The sequence below is a fragment of the Enterobacter sp. DNB-S2 genome (genome assembly GCF_019443845.1).
GTDB lineage: Bacteria > Pseudomonadota > Gammaproteobacteria > Enterobacterales > Enterobacteriaceae > Enterobacter > Enterobacter asburiae_B.
The window spans coordinates 1375753-1402749 of record NZ_CP050520.1 but is presented as its reverse complement, the minus strand read 5'-3'; the positions used below and the strand labels follow the sequence as shown (position 1 = coordinate 1402749).

General features: G+C 56.3%; 22 protein-coding genes and 1 pseudogene. 4 read left to right on the top strand and 19 right to left on the bottom strand.

Annotated elements, in window-relative coordinates; genetic code table 11:
- Window position 1: 1 nt before the first annotated feature.
- From carB to HB664_RS22795, 9 genes and pseudogenes are all read right to left on the bottom strand, one after another.
- Complete coding sequence (gene carB / locus HB664_RS06620; protein WP_039260850.1) at window positions 2-3226, bottom strand: carbamoyl-phosphate synthase large subunit; 3225 nt, start codon at window positions 3224-3226, stop codon at window positions 2-4.
- An 18-nt stretch (window positions 3227-3244) separates the two neighbouring features.
- Window positions 3245-4393, bottom strand: a complete 1149-nt coding sequence (carA, locus tag HB664_RS06615) for a glutamine-hydrolyzing carbamoyl-phosphate synthase small subunit (RefSeq protein WP_219940520.1) — start codon at window positions 4391-4393, stop codon at window positions 3245-3247.
- Window positions 4394-4846: 453 nt separating this feature from the next.
- A complete protein-coding gene (gene dapB / locus HB664_RS06610; RefSeq protein ID WP_219940519.1) occupies window positions 4847-5668 on the bottom strand; it encodes a 4-hydroxy-tetrahydrodipicolinate reductase in 822 nt (273 codons plus the stop codon).
- A 205-nt stretch (window positions 5669-5873) separates the two neighbouring features.
- Complete coding sequence (ispH, locus tag HB664_RS06605) at window positions 5874-6824, bottom strand: 4-hydroxy-3-methylbut-2-enyl diphosphate reductase (RefSeq protein WP_033144603.1); 951 nt, start codon at window positions 6822-6824, stop codon at window positions 5874-5876.
- 1 nt (window position 6825) lies between these two features.
- Window positions 6826-7275, bottom strand: coding sequence for an FKBP-type peptidyl-prolyl cis-trans isomerase (fkpB, locus tag HB664_RS06600; protein WP_003856450.1), 450 nt, complete (start codon window positions 7273-7275; stop codon window positions 6826-6828).
- A 52-nt stretch (window positions 7276-7327) separates the two neighbouring features.
- Window positions 7328-7828, bottom strand: coding sequence for a signal peptidase II (gene lspA / locus HB664_RS06595; protein WP_008502034.1), 501 nt, complete (start codon window positions 7826-7828; stop codon window positions 7328-7330).
- Entirely contained in the window at window positions 7828-10644 is a 2817-nt protein-coding gene (ileS, locus tag HB664_RS06590; RefSeq protein WP_063439487.1) for an isoleucine--tRNA ligase, read from the bottom strand. The genes lspA and ileS overlap by 1 nt, the downstream gene beginning before the upstream one ends.
- Before the next feature lie 45 nt (window positions 10645-10689).
- Window positions 10690-11616 carry a bifunctional riboflavin kinase/FAD synthetase gene (ribF, locus tag HB664_RS06585; protein WP_023310350.1) on the bottom strand — a complete coding sequence of 309 codons (927 nt, stop codon included), beginning with the start codon at window positions 11614-11616 and terminating at the stop codon, window positions 10690-10692.
- Window positions 11617-11623: 7 nt separating this feature from the next.
- Window positions 11624-11842 (bottom strand): annotated as a pseudogene (locus HB664_RS22795) (DUF2575 domain-containing protein).
- A 101-nt stretch (window positions 11843-11943) separates the two neighbouring features.
- On the opposite strand from HB664_RS22795, the gene rpsT reads away from it, so the two are divergent.
- Entirely contained in the window at window positions 11944-12207 is a 264-nt protein-coding gene (rpsT, locus tag HB664_RS06580; RefSeq protein ID WP_003856458.1) for a 30S ribosomal protein S20, read from the top strand.
- Between the two features lie 57 nt (window positions 12208-12264).
- Here the strand turns inward: rpsT and nhaR are convergent, their stop codons facing one another.
- The 4 genes from nhaR to dnaK form a co-directional block, all read right to left on the bottom strand.
- Window positions 12265-13164: a transcriptional activator NhaR gene (gene nhaR / locus HB664_RS06575; protein ID WP_219940518.1), complete on the bottom strand. Its 900-nt coding sequence runs from the start codon at window positions 13162-13164 to the stop codon at window positions 12265-12267.
- Window positions 13165-13222: 58 nt separating this feature from the next.
- Window positions 13223-14398, bottom strand: a complete 1176-nt coding sequence (nhaA, locus tag HB664_RS06570; RefSeq protein ID WP_039260856.1) for a Na+/H+ antiporter NhaA — start codon at window positions 14396-14398, stop codon at window positions 13223-13225.
- Window positions 14399-14570: 172 nt separating this feature from the next.
- The gene (gene dnaJ, locus HB664_RS06565) at window positions 14571-15716 is read right to left on the bottom strand and encodes a molecular chaperone DnaJ (protein WP_023310347.1); all 1146 of its coding nucleotides are present in this window, start codon (window positions 15714-15716) and stop codon (window positions 14571-14573) included.
- Window positions 15717-15803: 87 nt separating this feature from the next.
- Window positions 15804-17717 (bottom strand): molecular chaperone DnaK, encoded by a 1914-nt coding sequence (dnaK, locus tag HB664_RS06560; protein WP_023310346.1) that lies wholly within the window; start codon window positions 17715-17717, stop codon window positions 15804-15806.
- A gap of 296 nt (window positions 17718-18013) precedes the next feature.
- Here dnaK and satP point away from each other — a divergent pair, with 296 nt between their 5' ends.
- Entirely contained in the window at window positions 18014-18580 is a 567-nt protein-coding gene (satP, locus tag HB664_RS06555; RefSeq protein ID WP_143347544.1) for an acetate uptake transporter, read from the top strand.
- On the opposite strand, the gene HB664_RS06550 is transcribed toward satP, so the two are convergent.
- From HB664_RS06550 to tal, 3 genes are all read right to left on the bottom strand, one after another.
- Window positions 18557-19879 (bottom strand): MFS transporter, encoded by a 1323-nt coding sequence (locus HB664_RS06550; protein WP_219940517.1) that lies wholly within the window; start codon window positions 19877-19879, stop codon window positions 18557-18559. The genes satP and HB664_RS06550 overlap by 24 nt on opposite strands.
- Before the next feature lie 122 nt (window positions 19880-20001).
- Complete coding sequence (mog, locus tag HB664_RS06545; RefSeq protein WP_126327602.1) at window positions 20002-20589, bottom strand: molybdopterin adenylyltransferase; 588 nt, start codon at window positions 20587-20589, stop codon at window positions 20002-20004.
- A gap of 110 nt (window positions 20590-20699) precedes the next feature.
- On the bottom strand, window positions 20700-21653 hold the full coding sequence (tal, locus tag HB664_RS06540; RefSeq protein ID WP_219940516.1) for a transaldolase: 954 nt from the start codon (window positions 21651-21653) through the stop codon (window positions 20700-20702).
- A gap of 262 nt (window positions 21654-21915) precedes the next feature.
- On the opposite strand from tal, the gene HB664_RS06535 reads away from it, so the two are divergent.
- Window positions 21916-23346 carry a sodium:alanine symporter family protein gene (locus HB664_RS06535; RefSeq protein ID WP_219940515.1) on the top strand — a complete coding sequence of 477 codons (1431 nt, stop codon included), beginning with the start codon at window positions 21916-21918 and terminating at the stop codon, window positions 23344-23346.
- Between the two features lie 66 nt (window positions 23347-23412).
- Entirely contained in the window at window positions 23413-24186 is a 774-nt protein-coding gene (gene yaaA / locus HB664_RS06530) for a peroxide stress protein YaaA (protein WP_033144595.1), read from the top strand.
- Window positions 24187-24218: 32 nt separating this feature from the next.
- Here yaaA and HB664_RS06525 read toward each other — a convergent pair whose 3' ends face one another.
- From HB664_RS06525 to thrB, 3 genes are all read right to left on the bottom strand, one after another.
- On the bottom strand, window positions 24219-24521 hold the full coding sequence (locus HB664_RS06525) for a DUF2502 domain-containing protein (RefSeq protein WP_219940514.1): 303 nt from the start codon (window positions 24519-24521) through the stop codon (window positions 24219-24221).
- 256 nt (window positions 24522-24777) lie between these two features.
- Entirely contained in the window at window positions 24778-26064 is a 1287-nt protein-coding gene (gene thrC, locus HB664_RS06520) for a threonine synthase (protein WP_039260864.1), read from the bottom strand.
- 3 nt (window positions 26065-26067) lie between these two features.
- On the bottom strand, window positions 26068-26997 hold the full coding sequence (thrB, locus tag HB664_RS06515) for a homoserine kinase (RefSeq protein WP_032660770.1): 930 nt from the start codon (window positions 26995-26997) through the stop codon (window positions 26068-26070).

Below are 26997 nucleotides of genomic sequence, written 5' to 3'. Positions count from 1 at the left end.
CTTATTTGCTAATCTGCGCGTGCATTTCCTGCACTGAAATCACCTTCTCGGTGGCATCCGCGTTCAGCGCCATGGCCGTCGCGAAACCGCCGTTCAGGGTGGTGTCGTAGTGCACTTTGTACTGCAGCGCGCTGCGGCGAATCAGCTTGGAGTCTTCAATCGCCTGGCGGCCTGCGGTGGTGTTGATGATGTAGGTGTATTCGCCATTCTTGATACGGTCCTGAATGTGCGGACGACCTTCATGCACCTTGTTCACCAGACGCGGGTTGATGCCGGCTTCGCCCAGCACAATCGCGGTACCGTGGGTCGCGTCCAGCTCGAAGCCCTGTTTCAGCAGCTTGGCGGCCAGGTCAACCACGCGCTCTTTGTCGCCTTCGCGAACGGAGAGCAGCGCACGGCCTGATTTCCTCATGGTGGAGCTACTGCCCAGCTGCGCCTTCGCGAACGCTTCTGCGAAGGTGCGGCCCACGCCCATCACTTCCCCGGTAGAGCGCATTTCTGGCCCTAACAACGGGTCAACGCCCGGGAATTTGTTGAACGGCAGCACCACTTCTTTCACCGAGTAGTACGGTGGAATGATCTCTTTGGTCACGCCCTGCTGCGCCAGCGTCTGGCCCGCCATCACGCGCGCCGCCACTTTCGCCAGCGGTACGCCGGTGGCTTTGGAGACGAACGGTACGGTACGTGCCGCACGCGGGTTGACTTCAATCAGGTAGACTTCGTTGTCTTTCACCGCGAACTGGACGTTCATCAGACCGCGAACCTGCAGCTCAAAGGCCAGCTTCTGCACCTGCTGGCGCATCACGTCCTGAATCTCCTGGCTCAGCGTGTACGCCGGCAGAGAACAGGCGGAGTCGCCGGAGTGCACGCCCGCCTGCTCGATGTGCTCCATGATGCCGCCAATCAGTACCATTTCGCCGTCGCAGATGGCGTCAACGTCCACTTCAACCGCGTCGTCGAGGAAGCGGTCGAGCAGCACTGGCGCATCGTTGGAAACGCTCACCGCAGTCTGGAAGTAGCGACGCAGGTCGGCTTCGTCATAAACGATTTCCATCGCGCGGCCGCCCAGCACGTAGGAAGGACGCACCACCAGCGGGTAGCCAATCTCTTTCGCCTTCTCAACGGCCATTTCAATGGCGGTGACGGTGGCGTTCGCCGGCTGTTTCAGCTTCAGACGGTCAACCGCCTGCTGGAAACGCTCGCGGTCTTCCGCACGGTCAATCGCGTCCGGGCTGGTGCCGATAACCGGCACGCCTGCTGCTTCCAGCGCGCGCGCCAGCTTCAGCGGGGTCTGGCCGCCGTACTGCACGATAACGCCTTTTGGCTTCTCGATGCGCACGATTTCCAGCACGTCTTCCAGGGTAACCGGCTCGAAGTAGAGGCGGTCAGAGGTGTCGTAGTCGGTCGATACGGTTTCCGGGTTACAGTTGACCATGATGGTCTCGTAACCGTCTTCGCGCAGCGCCAGCGAGGCGTGTACGCAGCAGTAGTCGAACTCGATGCCCTGGCCGATACGGTTTGGACCGCCGCCCAGCACCATAATCTTGTCGCGGTCGACGGACGGGTTCGCTTCGCACTCGTCTTCATAGGTGGAGTACATGTAGGCGGTGTCGGTCGAGAATTCAGCCGCACAGGTGTCCACGCGCTTGTAGACCGGGTGCAGGTCGTACTGGTCGCGCAGCTTGCGGATTTCCGCTTCACGCACGCCCGCCAGCTTAGCCAGACGCGCATCGGCGAAGCCTTTACGCTTCAGCACGCGCAGGAAGTCAGCGTCCAGGCCGTTGATGCCCAGCTCCGCGACCTGCTCTTCCAGACGCACCAGCTCTTCAATCTGCACCAGGAACCAGCGGTCGATGTTGGTCAGGTTGAACACGCCGTCGACGGACAGGCCCGCACGGAAGGCATCGGCGATATACCAGATACGCTCTGCGCCCGCGTCTTTCAGCTCGCGGCGGATTTTGGTCAGCGCTTCCGGGTCGTCCAGGCTCACTTTCGGGTCAAAGCCGGTCGCGCCCACTTCGAGGCCACGCAGCGCTTTCTGCAGGGATTCCTGCTGCGTGCGGCCAATCGCCATCACTTCACCGACAGATTTCATCTGGGTGGTCAGACGGTCGTTCGCGCCCGCGAATTTCTCGAAGTTGAAGCGTGGAATTTTGGTCACAACGTAGTCGATGGACGGCTCGAAGGACGCAGGGGTGCGGCCACCGGTGATGTCGTTCATCAGCTCGTCGAGGGTATAACCCACCGCCAGCTTCGCCGCCACTTTCGCAATCGGGAAGCCGGTCGCTTTAGAGGCCAGCGCGGAGGAACGGGACACGCGCGGGTTCATTTCGATAACAATCAGACGGCCGGTTTTCGGGTTCACCGAGAACTGCACGTTAGAACCGCCGGTTTCCACGCCGATTTCACGCAGTACCGCCATCGAGGCGTTACGCATGATTTGATACTCTTTGTCGGTCAGGGTCTGGGCTGGCGCAACGGTGATGGAGTCGCCGGTGTGGATACCCATCGCATCGAAGTTCTCGATGGAGCAGACGATGATGCAGTTGTCGTTTTTATCACGCACCACTTCCATCTCGTACTCTTTCCAGCCAATCAGCGATTCATCAATCAGCAGCTCTTTAGTTGGGGAGAGATCCAGACCGCGTTCGCAAATCTCTTCGAACTCTTCGCGGTTGTAGGCGATACCGCCGCCGGTGCCGCCCATGGTGAACGATGGACGGATGATGCACGGATAGCCCACGTCAGCCGCGACGGCCAGCGCTTCTTCCATGTTGTGTGCGATACCGGAACGTGCGGTGTCGAGGCCGATTTTCTTCATCGCCACGTCGAAGCGGCGACGGTCTTCTGCTTTATCAATCGCGTCGGCGGTCGCACCAATCATGGTCACGCCGAACTCTTCCAGCACGCCCTGACGCTCCAGCTCCAGCGCACAGTTCAGTGCCGTCTGGCCGCCCATGGTTGGCAGCACCGCGTCCGGACGCTCTTTCTCGATGATTTTACGCACCACTTCCCAGTGAATCGGCTCGATGTAGGTTGCATCAGCCATTTCCGGGTCGGTCATGATGGTTGCCGGGTTAGAGTTTACCAGGATTACGCGGTAACCCTCTTCACGCAGGGCTTTACACGCCTGCGCGCCGGAGTAGTCGAATTCGCAGGCCTGGCCGATGACGATCGGGCCAGCGCCAAGGATCAGGATGCTTTTTATGTCTGTACGTTTTGGCATTGTCTTCTCGGCTCCTGATTATTTAGCGGTCTTACGGTATTGCTCGATAAGTTCGATGAAGTGATCGAACAGCGGCGCGGCGTCGTGTGGGCCCGGGCTGGCTTCCGGGTGGCCCTGGAAGCTGAATGCTGGCTTATCGGTACGGTGGATACCCTGCAGGGTGCCATCGAACAGCGACTTATGGGTCACGCGCAGGTTAGCCGGCATCGAGGCTTCATCGACGGCAAAGCCGTGGTTCTGCGCGGTGATCATCACCGTGTTGTTATCGATGTCTTTCACCGGGTGGTTACCACCGTGGTGGCCGAACTTCATCTTAACGGTGTTCGCACCGCTCGCCAGCGCCAGCAGCTGATGGCCGAGGCAGATGCCAAATACCGGGATGTCGGTTTCCAGGAAGGCCTTGATGGCGGCGATGGCGTAATCGCACGGCGCCGGGTCGCCAGGACCGTTGGACAGGAAAATACCGTCCGGATTCATCTTCAGCACGTCTTCGGCAGACGTTTGTGCCGGAACCACCGTCAGGCGGCAGCCGCGGTCAACCAGCATGCGCAGGATGTTGCGCTTGGCGCCGAAATCGTAGGCCACCACGTGGAACGGCAGCTCGCTCTCTTTTTTCGCTTCCGGCAGGTCGCCTTCCAGCGTCCAGCTACCCTGAGTCCAGCTGTAGGCTTCAGCGGTCGTCACTTCTTTCGCCAGGTCCATGCCGTTCAGGCCCGGGAAGGCTTTCGCTTTTTCCAGCGCCAGCGTCGCATCGAGGTTATCACCCGCGATGATGCAGCCGTTCTGTGCACCCTTCTCGCGCAGCAGACGCGTTAACTTACGGGTATCGATATCGGCAATCGCCACGATGTTATGGCGCTTCAGGTAAGAAGAGAGGTCTTCGGTATTGCGGAAGTTGCTGGCAATCAGCGGCAGGTCGCGGATGACCAGGCCTTGCGCATGTACCTGAGAAGATTCTTCGTCAGCCGCATTGGTGCCGACATTGCCGATATGAGGATAAGTAAGAGTAACGATTTGGCGAGAATAGGAAGGATCAGTGAGGATTTCTTGATAACCGGTCATTGAAGTATTGAAAACGACTTCCCCAACCGCCGAACCCGTTGCCCCTATGGCCCGACCGATAAACTGGGTTCCGTCTTCCAGAACCAATAGCGCTGACTTAATCAAAACACCCTCCAGAGAATATTCACTCACTTTATTTGCATATTAATTCATAGCATGTCATGGATCAATGCAAATGTGTTGCCAGCGGATTTTTGGCAAACGGCGGCATTCTGGGGATTTGGTGGGTAAAAGTCAACTTAAAACGGATATTTTGTTTACTCTTTTGCAAGTCTGGCGAGTGGAATGCGGCTTAAGCGACAAAAAGATCAGGTAAATCACTGCGGAAAACGCTTGCGCGCCTGGTTTAATGAAAAATGAGATGGTGCAGCACTATAAAGTAGACCAGATGGTCAAAATTTACATTTCAGTAACGTTAAAACGCCACAAGAGATAGATATTTAGAGATTTAAACAAAAATACGCTATAAAACAGATAAAATAAAAGGGCAATAAAATATTGCCCTATGCAATCAAACAATTACGACTGCAATAACCACATCACGATGGGTAATAATGCTTACAAATTGTTGAGATCGAGCACATCCCGCATATCAAAAAGGCCATCTTTCTTGTTTTTAAGCCACAAAGCGGAACGTACGGCGCCGTTGGCGAACGTCATTCGACTGGAGGCTTTGTGCGTAATTTCGACGCGCTCGCCAATATCGGCGAACATCGCCGTGTGTTCGCCGACGATGTCACCCGCTCGCACGGTTGCGAAGCCAATGGTGCCAGGAACGCGTTCGCCGGTGTAACCTTCACGGGTATAGACCGCGCAGTCTTTTAAATCTTTATCAAGTGCATGAGCAATCGCTTCGCCCATCGCCAGCGCCGTACCCGATGGCGCATCAACTTTGTAACGGTGGTGAGCTTCTACGATCTCGATATCGGTATAGTTGCCCATCACCTTCGCGGCCTTCTCCAGCAGCTTCAGCATGACGTTAACGCCCACGCTGAAGTTTGCCGCGAAGACAATCGCAATCTCATTTGATGCATCCTGGATAGCCTGCTTGCCCGCATCGTCAAAACCGGTGGTGCCGATCACCATCCCCTTGCCGTGCTGACGACAAAACGCCAGATGCGTGAGCGTCCCTTCCGGGCGGGTAAAATCGATGAATACATCGAAGTCCTCTTTTACCGCCTCCAGGCTGCTTTGCACGGTAACGCCCGTTTGGCCTGCGCCCGCCAGCTCACCGGCATCGGTTCCCAGAAGCGACGAACCTTCACGCTCCAGTGCCGCGCCAAGCGCGACGCCATCCATCTGAAGTGCCGCCTGAATAAGCTGACGGCCCATACGTCCACCCGCGCCCGCAATGGCGACACGGATCTGTGCATCATGCATAGTTATTCTCTTACGTTAAAATGATGTAAACCGTTTTCAGATTAACCAGCCTTGAGAAGCACTGCCAACTGAAAACACCGATAATTAGAATTTAACGTGAAACCGACTTAAATATCAGTAAAAGACATGATTTTGTCGTCACGATAAAGTAACGGGTAAAAAAAAGGCCAGCACAGGAGGTGCTGGCCTTTCATCAGAAAAAGGACTATTCGACTTCGCGGGCGTCGATGCGCAGTTCTTTCGGGACTTCAAAAACGATGTTTTCTTCACGTCCTTCCAGCGGCACCGCTTCGCCACCGCCCAGTTCCTGCAGACGAGAAATGACGTTCTGTACCAGAATATCTGGCGCAGACGCCCCGGCCGTCACGCCGACACATGCCGCGTGCTTAACCCACGCCTCCTGAATATCCGACGCGTCATCAATCAGGAAAGCCGCTTTCCCCATGCGTTGCGCCAGTTCGGCCAGACGGTTTGAGTTAGACGAGTTTTTGGAGCCGACTACCAGCACCACATCCGCCTTTTCAGCCAGTGCGCGCACCGCTTCCTGACGGTTAGTGGTCGCGTAGCAGATATCATCCTTACGCGGGCCAACGATTTTCGGGAAGCGCTGACGCAGCGCGTCAATCACGTCTGAAGTATCGTCTACGGAGAGCGTCGTCTGGGTCATAAACGACAGACGGGCTTCATTTTTCACGTTCAGCGTAAAGACATCTTCAGGCGACTCAACCAGATACATGCCCCCTTCCGGGTTACTGTACTGGCCCATGGTGCCTTCGACTTCCGGATGACCGGCATGGCCAATCAGAATCGACTCTTCACCACGACGGCTGGCGCGAGCCACTTCCATATGCACTTTTGTCACCAGCGGACAGGTGGCATCGAATACGGTCAGATCGCGGCTTTTTGCTTCGTTACGTACCGCCTGAGAGACGCCGTGCGCGGAGAAGATCAGGATCGCACCGTCCGGCACTTCGCTGATTTGTTCAATGAAGATGGCGCCGCGCTCGCGCAGGCTGTCGACCACGTAGCGGTTGTGCACCACTTCGTGACGCACATAAATCGGCGCGCCGTAAATCTCCAGCGCGTTTTCAACAATGCTGATAGCGCGGTCTACACCGGCGCAGAAGCCGCGCGGGTTAGCCAACAGGATCTGCATTTCAGGCCTCCAGTGCAGGATCGATTTCCAGCACTTCAACATCAAAATGAACGGTACGCCCGGCAAGCGGATGGTTGAAGTCAACGGTAATAGAGTCGCCGTTGATTTCGCGGATCACGCCAGGCATTTCGCTGCCGTCCATAGCGGTAAAGAGCATAATCGCTCCGATCTCCGGTTCACCCGCGTCCATAAACTCGCGGCGCGAGAAATACTGGATAAGATCGGGACTCGGCACGCCAAACGCGGCATCCGGCTCCAGCGAAAAGGCTTTTTTCTCACCCTCTTTCAGGCCCAGAAGCTGCTGCTCAAGACCTTCAGACAGGGAGGTATCACCAAGACGAAACAGGGCCGGTTTGCCGTTATTGCGGGTGGATTCGGCCGTGGAGCCGTCATCCAGCTTCAGCGTGAAGTGAACGAGAACCGCGCTGTTGCTCTGTACGGATTTAGACATGCAAATTGCTCGCTTGTTTTGCCCGGTAGCATTACACCACCGGGCGAGTGTGTTACGCCTGCTCTTTCGCAGCCGGTTTAGGCAAGAAGCCTTCCAGCACGATTAACGCCGCGCCGATGCAAATTGCGCTATCGGCGAGGTTAAAGGTCGCGAAGTGCCAGTCGCCGACGTAGAAGTCGATCATATCGACCACAAAGCCGTGCCACAGGCGGTCAAACAGGTTGCCCAGCGCGCCGCCAATGATCAGCGCGTAGGCAATGTTATTCAGCTTTTGCGTGGCCTTCGAGCGGTACATCAGCACCGCGAGGATCACGCAAATACCGAGAGCGATACCCGCAAAGAACCAGCGCTGCCAGCCACCGCTGTCGGCAAGGAAACTAAACGCTGCGCCGTAGTTACGCGCGTAGTGCAGGTTAAGCGACGGGAACAGCGGAACCGTCTCCCCCAGAGCAAAATTCTGGAGGATCAGGAACTTGCTGCCCAGATCGATAATCAGCACCACCACAACCAGCCACAGCCAGCGCAGTCCTGTTGAACAGAGAGTTTTACTCATCAGGCAAACTTACGTTTTTCGCCGTCACCGGCGACGTTGCTTACACAGCGTCCGCAGATGTCTGCGTGTTCCGCCACCTGGCCAACATCGGTGGTGTAATGCCAGCAACGCGGGCATTTCTCACCGTCGGCTTTGCTCAGCGCGACTTTCAGTCCTTTGAGCAGCTCGCTCTGCTGAGCATCAGCAGAAGCATCGGCATAATCCGCAACTTTCGCACCGGAGGTCAACAGGACAAATCGTAATTCATCGCCCAGCGCCGTCAGCTTCGCCGCCAGCTCCGGTTCGGCATACAGCGTAACTGCCGCTTCCAGAGAGCCGCCGACTTTCTTGTCCGCGCGCGCCTGCTCGATAACCTTGTTCACTTCGCCACGCACTTTGAGCAGCTCGTCCCAGAAGGCATCGTTCATCGCTTCGGTGCTGGAGAGATCGAACAGACCTTCGTACCACTCGCCCGTGAACACATACTTCTCACGGTCGCCCGGCAGGTAGCCCCAGATTTCATCCGCGGTGAAGGACATGATCGGCGCCATCCAGCGCACCAGCGCTTCTGCGATGTGGAACAGCGCGGTCTGGCAGCTACGACGCGCCACACTGTCCGCTTTCGCGGTGTACTGGCGGTCTTTGATGATGTCGAGGTAGAACGAGCCCATCTCGATGGAGCAGAAGCGCATCAGGCGCTGCACCACTTCGTGGAAGTCGTAAGACTCATAGGCTTTCAGGATATCCTCCTGCGCCGCTTTCGCGCAGCCTACCGCCCAGCGATCCAGCACCACCATCTCTTCCGGTTTCACCATGTCTTTTGCCGGATCGAACCCGTTCAGGTTCGCCAGCAGGAAGCGCGCGGTGTTACGGATACGACGATAGCTGTCGGCAGCACGCTTCAGGATCTCGTCAGACACCGCCATTTCGCCGGTGTAATCGGTAGAGGCCACCCACAGACGCAGAATGTCTGCGCCCAGCTTGTTCATCACATCCTGCGGAGAAACGGTGTTACCGATAGATTTGGACATCTTACGGCCCTGACCATCCACGGTGAAGCCGTGAGTCAGTACCTGACGGTAAGGCGCTTTACCCTTCATGGCGGTGGAGATCATCAGAGATGACATGAACCAGCCGCGGTGTTGGTCAGACCCTTCCAGATACATATCGGCAGCGTGACCGGCAAATTCCGGACGCACGTCAACCACGGAGGAGTGAGTAGACCCGGAGTCGAACCACACGTCCAGGGTATCCGGTACTTTCTCGTAGTTGTCTGCGTCAGCGCCCAGGATGTCGCGGGAGTCGAGATCCCACCACGCCTGAATACCGTCAACTTCGACGCGCTTCGCTACTTCTTCCATCAGTTCCAGGGTGTTCGGGTGCAGCTCCTGCGTCTCTTTATGTACGAACAGAGACATCGGCACGCCCCAGGTACGCTGACGGGAGATACACCAGTCAGGACGGTTAGCCACCATGGATTCGATACGCGCCTGGCCCCAGTCAGGGATCCACTGCACGCCTTTGATCTCTTTCAGAGACTGCTCGCGCAGGCCTTTCTGATCCATGCTGACGAACCACTGCGGGGTCGCACGGAAGATGATCGGGGTCTTGTGACGCCAGCAGCACGGATAGCTGTGCTGCATTTTTTCAACGTGCAGCAGCGCGCCGCTGGTGCGCAGCATGTCGACGATGATGTCGTTCGCTTTGAAGACGTTGATACCGTCCAGCGCCGGGTAGGTGCCAGGCAGGTAAGAGCCGTCCGGGCCAACCGGGTTAGCGATTTCCAGACCGTACTTCAGGCTGATGTTGTAGTCGTCAGGACCGTGACCACCGGCGGTATGTACAGCACCGGTACCCGCTTCCAGCGTCACGTGGTCGCCCAGGATCGCCGGAACGTCGAAGTCCAGGAACGGGTGTTTGAAGCGCATCAGCTCCAGCGCGTCGCCTTTCACGGTGCCCAGCACGGTGTAGTCGGTGATATGCGCGCGCTTCAGCACGCTCTCAACCAGATCTTTCGCCAGGATAACCGCCTGACCGTCAATCTGAACCAGCGCGTATTCGAACTCACCGGACAGGGAGATCGCACGGTTCGCCGGCAGGGTCCACGGGGTGGTGGTCCAGATCACCAGAGAGATCGGGCCATTTACCGAGGAGACGCCAAATTTAGCCTTCACCGCATCCTGATCGACAGCGTTGAACGCCACGTCGATAGACGGAGAGGTTTTGTCGTAATATTCAACTTCCGCTTCTGCCAGCGCAGAGCGGCAGTCCACGCACCAGTGCACCGGCTTAGCGCCTTTGTGCAGGTGGCCGTTACCGATGATTTTACCCAGCGCACGGATGATGTTGGCTTCAGTTTTGAAATCCATGGTCAGGTATGGGTGCGACCAGTCGCCCAGCACGCCCAGACGGATGAAATCAGCGCGCTGACCGTCAACCTGCGTGGCTGCGTATTCGCGGCACTTCGCACGGAACTCGGCGGCGGTGAACTTCTCACCCGGTTTGCCAAACTCTTGCTCCACTTTCAGCTCGATTGGCAGACCGTGGCAGTCCCAGCCCGGAACGTAAGGCGAGTCATATCCCGTGAGGCCTTTGGACTTCACGATAATGTCTTTCAGAATCTTGTTAACCGAGTGACCAATATGAATGCTGCCATTCGCATATGGAGGGCCATCATGCAGAATGAAGGTTTTTTTGCCTTTTTTGGCTGCACGAATGATGCCGTACAGGTCATCATCGGTCCAACGCGCCAGCATTCCCGGTTCGCGCTTGGCGAGATCGCCGCGCATCGGGAACCCTGTTTCCGGCAAATTCAGGGTTGATTTATAGTCACTCATCAGATTCTCGGTTCCGTATTTATCACGTAGGCAGTTAAGCCGGGTTCAAAGCCCAAAAAACTCGCGGGCCGTCAATTCATCTCGCGCAATTTGCGCTTTTAGTTCATCCAGCGAACCAAATCGCTGCTCGTTGCGTATTTTTTTACGCAGTATCACATCTATATGGCGACCATAGAGGTCCATTACAACGTCCAGCAGGTGCACTTCTAACTGTTGACGCACACCGGCGACGGTCGGACGCGTGCCAATGTTGGCGACGCCGTAGAACGGTTTATCGCCCAGTCCTGCCACTTCCACCGCATACACCCCTTTAACCGGGGAAACCTGACGACGCAGCGGTATATTCGCCGTCGGGAAGCCTATCGTGCGGCCCAGCGCATCGCCATGGACCACGCGGCCAGAGATGGTGAACGGATGGCCCAGCAGGGTTTCTGCCGTGTCCAGGTCATCATTAGCCAGCGCCTGACGCACCGCAGTGCTGCTGACGCGCACGCCGCCTTCGCAGAAGGTCATCGCGCTGGTGACGTCAAATCCGTACTCCAGACCAGCCTTCTGTAATAGCAAGAAATCGCCCTGACGACCAGCGCCAAAGCGGAAATCATCGCCCACGGCAAGAAACTGTACGCCAAGACGCTTAACCAGGAGGTCGCTGACGAAATTTTGTGCTGTCAGCGCGGCAAAGCGACGATCGAAACGTAAACACAATACATAGTCCACGCCGGACTCCGCCAGATAGCGCAATTTCTCGCGCAGGCGAGTGAGTCGGGCGGGAGATTTATCGCCCGCGAACAATTCCAGCGGCTGCGGCTCGAAAATCATCACTACAACGGGCAGGCCACGGGCCTCCCCTTCTTTTCGCAATCCCTGCAACAGCGCCTGATGACCACGATGCACGCCGTCGAAATTACCAATAGTCAGCACGCACCCGTGTGGCGCGCTGCTGAGATTATGTATGCCGCGTATCAGCTTCATGTCTGGCTCAAAACAGTGAAAATCGCCAAAGTATACCTTGTACAGCGGTTAAGGTTAACCGGCGATTGTTCGCGCAAAACAGAAAGCCGTAATGATTTCATCAGGCTGACCTTTCGCAGCGAAAAAATCTGCTCGTGAACTGCGATTTTTATGCCGAAAGGCTGTATTCAGGGAAGACAAGCTGGTAGAATCCTGCGCCATCACTACGTAACGTAGCGTCGCTAATTAACGGCGCTTATTTGCACAAATCCATTGACAAAAGAAGGCAAAGAGGGCATATTCCTCGGCCTTTGAATTGTCCACATAGAACATATTTGGGAGTTGGACTTGGCTAATATCAAATCAGCTAAGAAACGTGCCGTTCAGTCTGAAAAGGCTCGTAAGCACAACGCAAGCCGTCGCTCTATGATGCGTACTTTCATCAAGAAAGTATACGCAGCAATCGAAGCAGGCGACAAAGCTGCAGCGCAGAACGCATTTAACGAAATGCAACCAATCGTGGATCGTCAGGCTGCTAAAGGTCTGATCCACAAAAACAAAGCAGCGCGTCATAAAGCAAACCTGACCGCGCAGATCAACAAACTGGCTTAATCGCTACTTGTTGTTGCTTGTTTAAAGAACCCGCTTAACGCGGGTTTTTTTATGCCTTCAGTTTGCCGGTGGCGTAAACAGCGCCGCGTAGTCACGATTGCAGATTCGCTGCACCGCCGGGTGCTGAATCATTCGTTCGGCAAATATGGCGTGGTACTCCTCCATCACGTTATCCACTCTGCCTATCTCCGTAATCTTGTCGTCCGAATAGAGATCGTGCGCGTACAGCGTCGGCGCAACGAAGATCGCATTATGCGCTTCGCCAAAGGCTTTCATCAGCGCCGCATCGTCGAACTCACCGAGGATTTCTACCTTAAGCCCCTGCGAATTAAACCAGTTCAGCAGCTTGCGTCCGAGCATTGAGCGTCTTCCCGGCACCAGCAGACGACGTTCTTCAAGGCACGCGGGGAACGGTTTTTCCGGCGGCGGATTAATGCACCAGAAGCTCACGCCGCATTCGCCAATCTTCACCGAGAACAGCCCTTCCTGCTGGGTGGAGTCAATCGGGCAGTCCGAGATAATCATGTCCAGCTTGTGCTGGCTCAGCTGTTCCAGCAGCATCTCGTGGGTGGATTCAAAGCAGCGCAGGTGAATTTGCTCGTCTTCAACTACCGCCGCATCCAGCACGCCGCTCACCAGCCGCTTGGACAGCGCATCCGCCACGCCCACGTCAAAGAGCAGGTTCGACTCTTTGCGGTAGTTGACGATATCCAGCATCTCCTGGCTCAGGGTGAACATTTTGTCCGCATAGCGGAAAACCAGTTCACCCAATTCGCTGGGTTCAATCCCACGCCCTTTACGCTTGAACAGCTTGCCCTGCAGACGCTCCTCCAGGGCCTTGATTTGCCCGGTGATGGTTTGCGGCGTCAGGTAGAGCGCCTCTGATGCTCCCACCACCGAACCCTGTTTGTAGACGTGCCAGAAGTAGTACAGATGGTTGTAATTTAAATGAGACATCGCGTCTTCTCTCCCTGAGTGTGTATCGGGAGGAGGATCGCCTCCTCCCGGTGTTCCGTTATGCCTGGACGGCCTGTCCGGACAACTTCACCTTCAACAAGGTATAACCGATTACCGCGGCCAGTAATGACCCGATGAGAATGCCGAGTTTAGCCCAGACGATAAGCTCAGGCGCATGCGTACCAAACGCCAGTGTCGAAATAAAGATCGACATCGTAAACCCGATTCCACACAGCACGCCGACGGCCATAATTTGCGAAAACGTGGTGCCATGCGGCAATGACGCCAGCTTCAGCTTCGTCGCCAGCCAGCAGAAGAGGCTAATGCCCAGCGGCTTACCGATAAACAGCCCGGCAATAATGCCCAGCGGCAGCACGGACGTCAGCCCGTCCAGCGTCACGCCGCCGAGGGAAACGCCCGCGTTGGCAAACGCAAACAGCGGCAGGATCATAAAGGCAACCCACGGGTGCAGCACATGCTCCAGCTGTTTGGCAGGCGACTTGCCGTCCTGCGGTTTAAGCGGCACGAAGAAGCCCACAATCACGCCTGCCAGCGTGGCGTGCACGCCGGATTTCAGCACCGCCGTCCACAGCACCATCCCCACCAGGATATAGATACCGATGCGGCGAACATTGAAGATGTTCAGCAGCGCCAGCACCGCAATCGCCCCGGCGGCGACGCTCAGGGACAGGATCGACAGATCGCTGGTGTAGAACAGCGCGATAATCACAATGGCGCCCAGGTCATCGATGATCGCCAGCGCCATCAGGAAGATTTTCAGGGCCACCGGCACGCGGCTACCGAGCAAGGCTAAGACACCGAGCGCAAAGGCGATATCCGTCGCGGCCGGGATCGCCCAGCCGTCACGCGCAACAGGATCCTGCCAGGTGAACGCCAGGAAGAGCAACGCCGGAACGACCATTCCACCGATGGCTGCGATCACAGGAAACGCCGCGCGCTGGCGGCTGGCAAGCGAGCCCAGAACCAGCTCACGCTTAACCTCAAGACCCACCAGCAGGAAGAACACCGCCATTAGCGCATCGTTGATCCACAGCAGCATGTTCTTGTTAATTTCCAGCGCCCCGACCTTCAGCTCAACGGGCGTTTCCAGAAATGCATGGTAGAGATCCTGCGTGATGCCAAGGTTAGCCAGCACCATCGCGGCAGCTGCGGCAATAATCAGGATCACGCCACCGGATGCCTCACTGCTAAAGAAACGGTGTAGTAATTTCATTTACGTTCTCTCTTTTACAACAATACCTCGATAAAACCATAATACCAAGCCAAATAGCTCGGCAAAAACAGATTAATGTTGAGTATAGACTCAGTTTAACCGAGCTATACGCGCAAATAAAAAAGCCCGGAATCGCTTCCGGGCTTTGAGAAGATGAAAACCAGCTAACGAATTAGCGAGTCAAATCATCGAAGAATTTTTTGACGCCATCGAAGAAGCTTTTGGAACGCGGGCTGTTTTTCTCACCCGTCGGACCGCCAAAGCTCTCCTGCAGTTCTTTCAGCAGCTGTTTCTGCTTGTCGTTCAGGCCAACCGGCGTTTCCACGACGACGCGGCACAGCAGGTCGCCCTGGGCGCCACCGCGAACGGATTTAACGCCTTTCCCGCGCATGCGGAACAGCTTACCGGTCTGGGTTTCGCCAGGCACTTTCAGGTTCACGCGACCGTCCAGCGTTGGCACTTCGATTTCGCCACCGAGTGCCGCCATCGCGAAGTTGATCGGCACTTCGCAGTACAGGTTATTACCTTCACGCTCGAAGATGGCGTGCTGTTTCACCTGCACCTGAACGTACAGATCGCCTGCCGGTGCGCCGTGCTCGCCTGCTTCGCCCTCACCGGCCAGACGGATGCGGTCGCCCGTATCGACGCCAGCCGGGATTTTAACGGACAGGGTCTTGGTTTTCTCAACGCGACCGTGGCCGTGGCATTTGGTGCATGGATCTTTAATCAGCGTGCCGCGACCGTGACAGTGAGGACAGGCCTGCTGTACCGCGAAGAAGCCCTGACGCATCTGTACCTGACCAGAGCCGTGACAGGTTGGACAGGTCTGAGGCTGTGTGCCCGCTTTCGCGCCGCTGCCGTGGCAAACGTCACACTCTTCCAGCGTCGGGATACGGATCTCTTTGGTTACGCCGCGAACGGCCTCTTCCAGCGTCAGCTCCATGTTGTAGCGCAGGTCCGCGCCGCGCGCCGCGCGCTGACGACCACGGCCGCCGCCGAAGATGTCGCCAAATACATCGCCAAAGATATCGCTGAAGTCAGCGCCGCCGCCAAAGCCGCCGCCACCGAATCCACCGCCGCCCATGCCGCCCTGTTCAAAGGCTGCGTGACCGTACTGGTCATAGGCCGCACGTTTTTGTGCATCGGTCAGGACTTCGTAGGCTTCTTTGATCTCTTTAAATTTGGCTTCAGCCTCTTTGTCACCCTGGTTACGGTCCGGGTGGAATTTCATGGCCAGGCGCTTGTACGCCTTTTTGATTTCACGCTCTTCCGCAGTTTTCGGAACGCCTAAAATCTCGTAATAGTCTTGCTTTGCCATTGGTTTTTTTAAGCCCCTTAACATGCGAGCACGGGCGTGGAGAGTTCTCCTACGCCCGTGCCGATTAATTACCCTGCATCAGGGCGATTATTTTTTATCTTTAACTTCTTCGAACTCAGCGTCGACAACGTCGTCGTCTTTCGCGTTGTTCGCCGAAGCGTCAGCGCCCGCCTGCTGTTGAGCGTGCTGCTGCTGAGCGATTTCCATCAGCTTCTGAGAAGCCTGCGCCAGTTCCTGCATCTTCGCTTCGATGTCCGCTTTGTCTTCACCTTTCAGTGAGGATTCCAGCGCGCTCAGTGCAGCTTCGATAGCAGTCTTGTCTTCCGCTGGCAGTTTATCGCCTGCTTCTTCAACCTGCTTACGGGTGCTGTGCAGCAGATGGTCACCCTGGTTACGGGTCTGAACCAGCTCTTCGAACTTACGGTCGGATTCCGCGTTAGCTTCGGCATCGCGAACCATTTTTTCGATTTCCGCTTCGTTCAGGCCAGAAGATGCCTTGATGGTGATCTTCTGCTCTTTACCGCTGTTTTTGTCTTTCGCAGACACGTGCAGGATACCGTCAGCATCGATGTCGAAGGTCACTTCGATCTGCGGCATGCCGCGCGGTGCCGGGTTAATACCGTCCAGGTTGAACTGACCCAGAGATTTGTTATCCGCCGCACGCTTACGCTCACCCTGAATCACATGAATGGTTACCGCAGACTGGTTGTCTTCAGCGGTAGAGAACACCTGGCTGTGTTTCGTTGGGATGGTGGTGTTTTTGTTGATGAGCGCAGTCATCACACCGCCCATGGTTTCGATACCCAGAGACAGCGGGGTAACGTCCAGCAGCAGTACGTCTTTAACTTCACCGGTCAGTACGCCACCCTGAACCGCAGCACCGATTGCGACCGCTTCGTCCGGGTTAACGTCTTTACGTGGCTCTTTACCAAAGAACTCAGCCACTTTCTTCTGAACCATTGGCATACGGGTCTGACCACCGACCAGGATAACGTCCTGGATATCGGATACGGACAGGCCAGCGTCCTGCAGAGCAACTTTCAGCGGCTCGATTGAACGGTTCACCAGGTCTTCTACCAGGCTTTCCAGTTTCGCACGGGTCACTTTGATGTTCATGTGTTTAGGACCGGTCGCGTCTGCAGTGATGTACGGCAGGTTCACGTCGGTCTGCTGAGCGGAAGAAAGTTCGATCTTCGCTTTCTCAGCGGCTTCTTTCAGGCGCTGCATGGCCAGCGGGTCGTTACGCAGGTCAATGCCCTGATCTTTCTTGAACTCGTCAACGAGGTAGTTGATCAGACGGGTATCGAAGTCTTCACCACCCAGGTGGGTATCACCGTTGGTTGCCAGAACTTCGAAGGTTTTTTCGCCGTCAACTTCGTCGATTTCGATAATAGAGATATCGAAGGTACCACCACCCAGGTCGTAAACCGCGATAGTACGGTTGCCAACTTCTTTATCCAGACCGTAAGCCAGTGCAGCAGCGGTTGGTTCGTTGATGATACGTTTTACTTCCAGACCTGCGATACGGCCAGCATCTTTGGTTGCCTGACGCTGAGCATCGTTGAAGTACGCAGGAACGGTAATAACAGCTTCAGTTACCGGTTCACCCAGGTAATCTTCAGCGGTTTTCTTCATTTTTTTCAGCACTTCAGCAGAAATCTGCGGTGGTGCAGTTTTGGTGCCTTTCACATCAAGCCATGCATCGCCGTTATCTGCCGCGATGATTTTGTAAGGCATGATGGAAACGTCACGCTGAACTTCTTCGTCCTGGAAGCGGCGGCCGATCAGGCGTTTAATCGCAAACAGGGTGTTTTGCGGGTTTGTCACTGCCTGACGTTTAGCCGGCTGACCAACCAGAGTTTCACCATCCTGGGTATAAGCAATGATAGAAGGCGTGGTGCGATCGCCCTCGGCGTTCTCCAGCACGCGTGCAGTAGTGCCATCCATAATCGCTACACAAGAGTTGGTAGTACCCAGGTCGATACCAATAATTTTACCCATCTAAACGTCTCCACTAAAAATTCAGTCAACATGTGGTTGTGTACCTGTAATAAGGGCAGAACGTGCTTTTTCAACTGCCCAGATTTGATTTTTTTCAGGTCCACACACTGCGGTTGACTACAAGATGGGGTCGCGACGGCATCCATCAAGGGGCAAGCATAAAAAAAATTTTAATTTCACCCTGATGAGATCATAGACGCCACCGATTGCGCCCATTATGATGCCGCGCCCAGTCAGGGAGAACTGACGCGGGTTTAACCATTTCACCATATTAATGATGATTTTTTTGAGGACTTATGGGCAACACTAAGTTGGCTAATCCGGCTCCGCTGGGCCTGATGGGTTTTGGCATGACCACTATCCTGCTGAACCTGCACAATATCGGGATTTTCCCGATGGATGGCATCATCCTGGCGATGGGCATTTTTTACGGCGGTATCGCGCAAATCTTCGCGGGCCTGCTGGAATATAAGAAAGGCAATACCTTCGGCTTAACCGCCTTCACCTCTTACGGTTCTTTCTGGCTGACCCTGGTTGCCATTCTGCTGCTGCCTAAAATGGGCATGGCAGACGCGGCAAACGCCCACTTCCTGGGCGTCTACCTGGGCCTGTGGGGCGTCTTCACCCTGTTCATGTTCTTCGGTACCCTGAAAGGTAACCGCATGCTGCAGTTCGTTTTCCTGAGCCTGACCGTACTGTTCGCCCTGCTGGCGATTGGTCACCTGGTGGATAACGAAGGCATCGTTCATGTTGCAGGCTGGATTGGTCTGGTTTGCGGCGCAAGCGCTATCTACCTCGCAATGGGTGAAGTGCTGAACGAGCAGTTTGACCGCACCATTCTACCGATTGGTGAAAAACACTGATCCCTCTGTCGTGTCCGCTTCGCGGGCACGACATCCCTTCATCTGCCCCAGCCAAATCCCTAATCCCAGCCCCATCAGCGAGAGCGCGAGTACATACCAGGCTGGTGCCATCGGCGAAACGCCCATCAGCACCGTCACCGCAATCGGCGTCAGCCCGCCGAAAATGGCATACGACACGTTGTAGGAAAATGAGATCCCGGTGAAGCGTACCTCCGGCGGGAAAGCTCGCACCATGACGTAAGGCACAGCACCCACTACGCCCACGCACAGCCCCACCACGCCATACAGTAGGAACAGCTGTTCAGGATGGCTGCCTGCCAGATGGTAAAACGCCCAGCTTGATGCGGCCAGTAACAGGCTGCCGACGATAAAGGTAACGCTGGCACCGAAACGATCTGCCGCCAGCCCGGCGGCCAGACAGCCAAAGCAGAGCATAATTGTCGCGATACTGTTCGCCTGTAGCGTCACGGCAGGGGCGAAACCGTACTGCTTTTGCAGCCACACCGGGGACATCAATATCACCACCACAATGCCCGCCGAAAGCAGCCAGGTGAGCAACATCGACACCACCACCGCTTTTTTATGACGTACCACGACCGCCTTCACCGGCAGCTCCTGCGCCAGCGCTTTGCGCTGCTGCATCTCGAGGAAAATCGGCGTCTCCTGCAGCCAGCGGCGCAGGTACATCGCGACCAGACCAAACGCCCCGCCCAGCAGGAACGGAATACGCCAGCCCCAGTCGTGCACGGCCTGCTGCGTCATGCTGGTGTTTACAATTGTCGCGACGACGGAACCGAGCAAAATCCCTACCGTTAAGCCCGCGGTTAAGGTTCCGCAGGCGATTCCAATGCGGCGCGCCGGAACATGCTCCGCGACAAACACCCACGCGCCCGGCACTTCACCGCCAATCGCCGCGCCCTGAAGAACGCGCATCAGCAACAGCAGCATCGGAGCGAAAATACCCATCGAGGCATAGGTGGGCAGCAGACCAATAGCCAGCGTCGGCACGGCCATCAGCAGGATGCTAAGGGTAAACATCTTCTTACGCCCGACCAGATCGCCAAAGTGGGCCATGATAATGCCGCCCAGCGGACGCGCCAGATACCCGGCGGCAAAAATGCCGAAGGTTTGCACCTGGCGCAGCCATTCCGGGATATCCGCCGGGAAGAAGAGCTCTCCCACCACGGCGGCGAAGAAGACGAAGATGATAAAGTCGTAAAACTCCAGCGCGCCGCCTAAGGCCGCGAGCGTGAGGGTTTTGTAGTCCTGTCGATTCAGAGGTCGGGTGTTATGTGACATAGCGAACCATTATGCGTGTGTTGTGGATTTATTTTTACAGCAATCGTAAAGAAAAAATTACTATACCGTAAAAGCTTTACCACGCCATCGCCGCTTCAGCTAATGTCACATATTGGTTAATTTCAGGAGATTGTTTCGCGACGTGCGTTTTTCGGGCGAAAAGCTGCTACCACTTTCTCATCGGTTTCCACATACGGACCGTCAAGGAGCTGTATACAATACGGTACACTTGCAAAGATGCCGTGAACGAGGACGCTGCCATCTTCCGCTTTCAGCCCTTCCAGCGTCTCTTTGATCGACTTCGGCTGCCCCGGCAGGTTCAGAATCAATGCCTGTTTGCGGATTACGCCCACCTGACGGGAAAGAATGGCCGTCGGGACAAAGTGTAGACTTATCTGGCGCATCTGCTCGCCAAAGCCCGGCATTTCACGATCGGCAATCGCCAGCGTTGCGTCCGGCGTCACGTCGCGGCGCGCGGGGCCGGTTCCGCCCGTCGTCAGAACAAGGTGGCAGCTCATCTCATCCACCAGCTCGCAGAGCGTCTGCTCGATGATCGGCTGTTCGTCAGGGATCAGGCGAGTCTGGACCTCGAACGGGGTGGTCAGCGCACTGCCAAGCCACTCTTCCAGAGCGGGGATGCCTTTATCCTGGTAAACACCGCTGGAGGCACGGTCAGAAATCGACACTAAGCCGATGCGTAAGGTATTCATATCCATTCCATTCAAAAAGTACTGATTAAAGGGAATGATACACGCAGAGAGGAGATTCAGACAGGGTACGAAAGAAGTCGCGTGACCGGGAGCCCGGTCACGCAGAATGATTACAGCAGGTCGCCGATCATTTTTTCCAGTTTGCCCTGGTCAACAGCAAACTTACGGATACCGTCCGCCAGCTTGTCTACAGCCATTGGATCCTGGTTGTGCTGCCACAGGAACTCGGATTCAGTGATGCGCTCTGGGCGTGCTTTCACTTCACCGGTGTAAGACAGCTTACGCTCGATGGTACCTTCGCTTTCTGCCAGCTCTTTCAGCAGCGCAGGGGCGATGGTCAGGCGGTCACAGCCAGCCAGCTCGATGATTTCACCGACGTTACGGAAGCTTGCGCCCATAACTACAGTCTCATAGCCGTGCTGTTTGTAGTATTCGTAGATTTCGGTAACAGAAACCACGCCTGGATCTTCAGCCGGCGCGTACTCTTTCTTATCGTTGTTGGCTTTGTACCAGTCCAGAATACGGCCCACGAACGGAGAAATCAGGTATACGCCTGCTTCTGCACATGCACGCGCCTGCGCGAAGGAGAACAGCAGGGTCAGGTTACAGTTGATACCGTCTTTTTCCAGCTGCTCTGCCGCGCGGATACCCTGCCAGGTGGAAGCCAGTTTGATCAGGATACGGTCGTTGCTGATGCCAGCGTCGTTGTACATTTTGATCAGGCGTTTCGCTTTGGCGATAGACGCTTCGGTGTCGTAGGAGAGACGTGCATCCACTTCGGTAGAGATACGGCCAGGAACCAGCTTCAGGATTTCCAGACCGATGTTCACTGCCAGTTTGTCGGTGGCATCCACAACCTGCTGCGCGCGGTCGTTGCTCTGTGCTTTCGCCCAGGTCACTGCGTCGTCAATCAGTTTGCGATACTCAGGGATCTGTGCGGCGTTAAGGATCAGAGAAGGGTTAGTTGTGGCATCCTGCGGCTGGTACAGCTTCATTGCCGCGATATCTCCGGTGTCAGCTACGACAGTGGTGAACTGACGAAGGGAGGTCAATTTATCCGTCATGATAGTGTTTCTCTTTTAACGTGCCCTGGATAATTCACGCTACCGACAGCATGTCTGCAGCGGAAAAATGACAGGTTTACTTGTTAGGGGGATGTAACCGGTCTGCCCTGATGATAACACGACGGAGGGGTAGCGCAACCGCAGACAGTGCGCTTAGGTAGAGTATGGTAAACTCGGAAGATTAACAGGCTGCTAAGCAACAGCATGCCCAATCAGTGGTAGCGCTTACATATTCACTTTGGCATCAACAAGAGGGACGTTAATGCCTGATTTCTTTTTCTTTATTAACGAAGTCCTGTGGGGTTCGATAATGATTTACCTGCTTCTGGGAGCAGGTATTTGGTTTACGCTACGCAGTGGGTTTATCCAGTTTCGTTATATTCGCAAGTTTGGCAGAAGTCTGAAAAACAGCGTTACGCCCCAGCCGGGCGGATTAACGTCGTTCCAGGCACTCTGTACCAGCCTGGCGGCACGCCTCGGCAGCGGGAATCTGGCGGGCGTTGCGCTGGCCATCAGCGCCGGCGGGCCAGGCGCGGTCTTCTGGATGTGGGTGACGGCGCTACTCGGAATGGCCACCTCCTTTGCCGAAAGTTCGCTCGCCCAGCTGTATAAAGAGAAAGATAAAAACGGCCAGTTTCGCGGCGGTCCTGCCTGGTATATGGCGCGTGGCTTGGGTATGCGCTGGATGGGCGTTCTGTTCTCGCTTTTTTTACTGCTCGCATACGGCCTTATTTTTAATACCGTCCAGGCAAATTCTGTCGCCAATGCCCTGCGCTATGCCTTCTCCTGCCCGGAGTGGGTCGCCGGTATTGCTTTAGCCCTCGTCGTTCTACTCACCATTTCTGCCGGTCTCAGGGGCGTTGCCCGCCTGATGCAGTGGCTGGTTCCCGTTATGGCGCTGCTTTGGGTGGTCGCGAGCCTGTTCGTCGCCGCCCTGCATATCGACCAGGTGCCTGGCGTGATTGCGACCATCGTCAAAAGCGCTTTTGGCTGGCGCGAGGTGGCCTCCGGGGCGCTGGGCTATACCTTCAGCCAGGCGCTGATGGCGGGTTTTCAACGGGGAATGTTCTCCAATGAAGCCGGAATGGGGTCAACCCCCAACGCGGCCGCTGCCGCCTCTTCCTGGCCGCCGCACCCGGCGGCACAGGGCATTGTGCAGATGATTGGCGTCTTTACCGATACCATTATCATCTGCTCCGCCAGCGCCATGATTTTGCTGCTGGCAGGCCCCGTCCCGCACTCCTCTGGAACCGCCGGGATACAGCTTCTCCAGCAGGCGCTGGTGAACCTGACCGGCGGCTGGGGAGCAGGGTTTGTCTCGCTCGTCCTGGTGCTGTTTGCCTTCAGTTCGATTGTGGTGAATTACCTCTACGCCGAAAATAACCTTATTTTCCTGAAGCTCGACTCCCGCGCCGCAATCGGAACCCTGCGTCTCGCGGTCATTCTGATGATCATCGCTGGCTCCTTCCTCAGTATGCCGCTGGTCTGGCAGCTGGCCGATATCATTATGGCGCTAATGGCGATCACGAACCTTACGGCGATCCTGCTGCTCTCTCCCGTTGTGACCCTGATTGCCAGAGACTATCTGCGTCAGCGCAAACTCGGCGTTCCGCCGGTATTTGATCCCGCCCGCTATCCCGATATTAAGGCGCAGCTTGCCCCCGGCACGTGGAATGATTTGCCGCGGCAATAACAGCTATCGATCAATTCAGGGCGATTTTTTGCTAAAGTCGCTCTAAATTTCCTGCAAGGACTGGATATGCTGATTCTGATTTCACCTGCAAAAACGCTCGACTACCAGAGCCCGCTCGCCACCGAGCGCTATACCCAGCCTGAACTGCTGGACTACTCGCAACAGCTGATCCGCGAAGCGCGTAAGCTCTCTGCGCCGCAAATCGCCTCGCTGATGAGCATCAGCGACAAGCTGGCCGATCTTAACGCGACCCGCTTTCACGAGTGGCACCCGGATTTCACCCCGGCTAACGCTCGCCAGGCGATTCTGGCGTTTAAAGGTGATGTCTACACCGGCCTGCAGGCGGAAGATTTTAGCGAAGCCGATTTCGATTTTGCCCAGCAGCATCTGCGCATGCTGTCGGGTCTGTACGGCGTACTGCGCCCGCTGGATCTGATGCAGCCGTATCGTCTGGAGATGGGGATTCGCCTGGAAAATGCCAAAGGCAAAGACCTGTATCATTTCTGGGGCGATATCATTACCGACAAGCTGAACGCGGCGCTGCACGCTCAGGGCGATAACGTGGTGATTAACCTGGCATCCGACGAATACTACAAGTCGGTGAAGCCGAAAAAGCTGGATGCGGAGATTATCAAACCGGTGTTCCTCGACGAGAAGAACGGTAAGTTCAAAGTGATCAGCTTCTACGCCAAGAAAGCGCGAGGCCTGATGAGCCGCTACATCATCCAGAACCGCCTGACGAAGCCGGAGCAGTTAACCCAATTTAACAGCGAAGGCTATTTCTTTGACGAAGCATCGTCAGGGAAAGGCGAGCTGGTGTTTAAGCGCCACGAGCAATAAAAACAAACCCCGCCAGCTGGCGGGGTTTTGCATTAATGGCGTTTCCAGTCCGGGCCGCGATCGTCGCGGCGGTCATCGTGGTGATGGTCATCGTGACGATCGTCGTGTTTACGATGCTCATCATGTGGACGCCAGTGGTTATCACGCCAGTCATAATGCGCCTTCCACCATTCGTGGTCGCGCCAGCGGCCGCCGTCCCAGTAATGACCGTTGTTATCCTGGTCGCCAATCTGCAGTTTGACCGCCGGTACGAGGGTAATTTCAGATGCCTGAACCGCCATGGGGGCGGCCAGCACCAGTGAAAGCGCGATGAGTGCAGGTTTCAGTGTAGACACAGGTGACTCCTTATTCTTCTTGCCCAACGTGGGCCGATGTAAGGAGAGTACGCGAGGGGAACGGGGGATGTTATTCTCTGCAATCCTAAACGCTAAGTGACCGCATTTATTGGGAATTTCTGCTTTTTTCCTGCTTTTTCTCTCCTTAATTCCTCCATAAAAAAGCCGGGTGGTGGCTTCACCTTACCCGGCCTACGATTAGGTCGTCGTGGTCGTTGTAGGCCCGGTAAGGCGTAGCCGCCACCGGGCAACACAATCACGCGCGCGTCATCATCAGCTTACGCAGCGCGGCAAAATCCGCGGGCAGCTCATGTGACAGCAGCGGCAGGTCGGCGCGCTCGGCCAGCTCTTTCGGCAGCGGCAGCGTTTCGCCCAGGATCGCTTCCACGCTCTCTTTGAACTTCGCCGGATGCGCGGTGCCCAGGAACAGGCCATATTCACCCGGGTTAAGCTGATCGCGCAGCGCGCGGTAGGCAATCGCCGCGTGCGGTTCAGAGGTATACCCCACCGCCTTCAGCTCGCGCATGGTCTCTTTGGTGGTTTCATCCGTCACCGCGGCGTAACCCAGGTCACCCAGACGCCAGATCTTACGGCGGAACAGCTCTTCCACGCGCGGCCAGTTGTTCGGCTGTGACACATCCATCGCGTTGGAGAGCGTCGCCTGCGTGGCGTTCGGCGCCCACTTCCCGTCTTTCAGGAAGCGCGGCACGGTGTCGTTGGCGTTGGTCGCCGCGATAAAGCGTTTCACCGGCAGACCCAGGGATTTCGCCAGCAGACCTGCCGTCAGGTCACCGAAGTTACCGCTCGGCACGGAGATCACCAGCTGGTTGCGCGCTTCCTGCGGCAGCTGCGCCACCGCTTCGAAGTAGTAGCAGATCTGCGCCAGCAGACGGCTGATGTTGATGGAGTTGGCAGAGTTCAGACCCAGGGCCACCTTCAGCTCTTCGTCGTCGAAAGCCTGCTTGACCAGCGCCTGGCAGGCATCGAAATCACCGTCGATCGCCACGGTTTCAATGTTGCCGCCGAGCGTACAGAACAGTTTTTCCTGCAGCGGGCTGATTTTGCCTTTCGGATAGAGGATCACTACGCGGACATTTTTCAGGCCGTAGAAGGCATGCGCCACCGCCGCACCGGTATCGCCGGAGGTCGCGGTCAGGATGGTCACCGGTTTGTCGCCGCTGATGTGGGTCAGCATCTGCGCCATAAAGCGGCCGCCGAAGTCTTTAAACGCCAGGGTCGGACCGTGGAACAGCTCCAGGCAGCCAACGTCAGGCTCAACCTGCTTAACCGGCGCCGGGAAAGCGAACGCCGCACGCACGCGCTCTTCCAGAAGCTCCTGCGGAATTTCGTCGCCGATAAACGCAGACAGAATTTTGGTGCTGCGGGTGACGAAGTCCTGCTTCAGCAGCTCATCAATCTCGGTCAGCTGGAATTCCGGCAGGTCATGCGGGAAGAACAGCCCCTGATTTTTGCCCAGCCCCTGAGTTACCGCCTGCGCGAAGCTGACCTGCTCGTTATGATCTTTAAGGTTATAGAGTTTCATTAATTATCCCAGTACTCGTGCGCCAGCCGTGTCCAGACGGCAAATATGAACAAAGCCTTCCTGATTTTGCAGGTAGTGTTTAGAGAGCCAGTCCGCCACGCGCTGCGCGGTGTCAGGCTTGTCGCACAGGGCGAACAGCGTCGGGCCGGAGCCGGAGATGCCGCACGCCTGCGCGCCGATATCCATCGATGCCTGTCGCGCCTCGTTAAAGCCGGGCAGCAGCTTCGTGCGGTACGGCTCGGCAATGACGTCCTTCATCAGCTTCGCCGCCAGCTGCGGCTGACGGGTGTAGCAGGCGTGAATAAAGCCCGCCAGATGACGCCCGTGGGCGATACAGTCCTGGCGACGATACTGCGCGGGCAGGATCGCACGCGCTTCTGCGGTAGAGACCTTAATGCCCGGATAGGCCAGCACCCACAGCCACTCATCAAACCCTGGCACCTGCTGGCTGATGATGCCATTTTCTTCGATCATCAGCTGCATGCCGCCGAGGAAGCACGGCGCCACGTTGTCATAGTGAATGCTGCCGGAGATGCGCCCTTCCAGCTCGCCCATCAACCCCAGCAGGCGGTTGTTGTTCAGCGGCTTGCCGCAGTGCTCGTTCATCGCCACCAGCGCGGCGACCACCGAACAAGCGCTGGAACCCAGCCCCGAGCCAATCGGCATACTTTTTTCCAGCGTCATGGCAACCGGCACGTTTTTGCCGATCTCCTGACAGAAGCGTTCCCAGCACTGATAGACGATATTTTCGCGCGGCTCAGACGGCAGTTTGCTGGCGAAGCGGCCGACATTGTTCAGGCTGAAGCTGTCTGCCGCTTCCACCGTGACCGTATCGCCCAGCAGTGAACCATCCACCGGCGTCACCGCCGCGCCCAGCACGTCAAATCCGACGCTCATATTCGCGCTGGAAGCCGGGGCATAAACTTTGACCAT

Coding starts and splice junctions, on each gene's coding strand:
- carB (WP_039260850.1), bottom strand. CDS start 3,226: ATGCCAAAACGTACAGACATAAAAAGCATCCTGATCCTTGGCGCTGGC.
- dapB (WP_219940519.1), bottom strand. CDS start 5,668: ATGCATGATGCACAGATCCGTGTCGCCATTGCGGGCGCGGGTGGACGT.
- ispH (WP_033144603.1), bottom strand. CDS start 6,824: ATGCAGATCCTGTTGGCTAACCCGCGCGGCTTCTGCGCCGGTGTAGAC.
- fkpB (WP_003856450.1), bottom strand. CDS start 7,275: ATGTCTAAATCCGTACAGAGCAACAGCGCGGTTCTCGTTCACTTCACG.
- lspA (WP_008502034.1), bottom strand. CDS start 7,828: ATGAGTAAAACTCTCTGTTCAACAGGACTGCGCTGGCTGTGGCTGGTT.
- ileS (WP_063439487.1), bottom strand. CDS start 10,644: ATGAGTGACTATAAATCAACCCTGAATTTGCCGGAAACAGGGTTCCCG.
- ribF (WP_023310350.1), bottom strand. CDS start 11,616: ATGAAGCTGATACGCGGCATACATAATCTCAGCAGCGCGCCACACGGG.
- nhaR (WP_219940518.1), bottom strand. CDS start 13,164: ATGTCTCATTTAAATTACAACCATCTGTACTACTTCTGGCACGTCTAC.
- nhaA (WP_039260856.1), bottom strand. CDS start 14,398: ATGAAATTACTACACCGTTTCTTTAGCAGTGAGGCATCCGGTGGCGTG.
- dnaJ (WP_023310347.1), bottom strand. CDS start 15,716: ATGGCAAAGCAAGACTATTACGAGATTTTAGGCGTTCCGAAAACTGCG.
- dnaK (WP_023310346.1), bottom strand. CDS start 17,717: ATGGGTAAAATTATTGGTATCGACCTGGGTACTACCAACTCTTGTGTA.
- satP (WP_143347544.1), top strand. CDS start 18,014: ATGGGCAACACTAAGTTGGCTAATCCGGCTCCGCTGGGCCTGATGGGT.
- HB664_RS06550 (WP_219940517.1), bottom strand. CDS start 19,879: ATGTCACATAACACCCGACCTCTGAATCGACAGGACTACAAAACCCTC.
- mog (WP_126327602.1), bottom strand. CDS start 20,589: ATGAATACCTTACGCATCGGCTTAGTGTCGATTTCTGACCGTGCCTCC.
- tal (WP_219940516.1), bottom strand. CDS start 21,653: ATGACGGATAAATTGACCTCCCTTCGTCAGTTCACCACTGTCGTAGCT.
- HB664_RS06535 (WP_219940515.1), top strand. CDS start 21,916: ATGCCTGATTTCTTTTTCTTTATTAACGAAGTCCTGTGGGGTTCGATA.
- yaaA (WP_033144595.1), top strand. CDS start 23,413: ATGCTGATTCTGATTTCACCTGCAAAAACGCTCGACTACCAGAGCCCG.
- thrC (WP_039260864.1), bottom strand. CDS start 26,064: ATGAAACTCTATAACCTTAAAGATCATAACGAGCAGGTCAGCTTCGCG.
- thrB (WP_032660770.1), bottom strand. CDS start 26,997: ATGGTCAAAGTTTATGCCCCGGCTTCCAGCGCGAATATGAGCGTCGGA.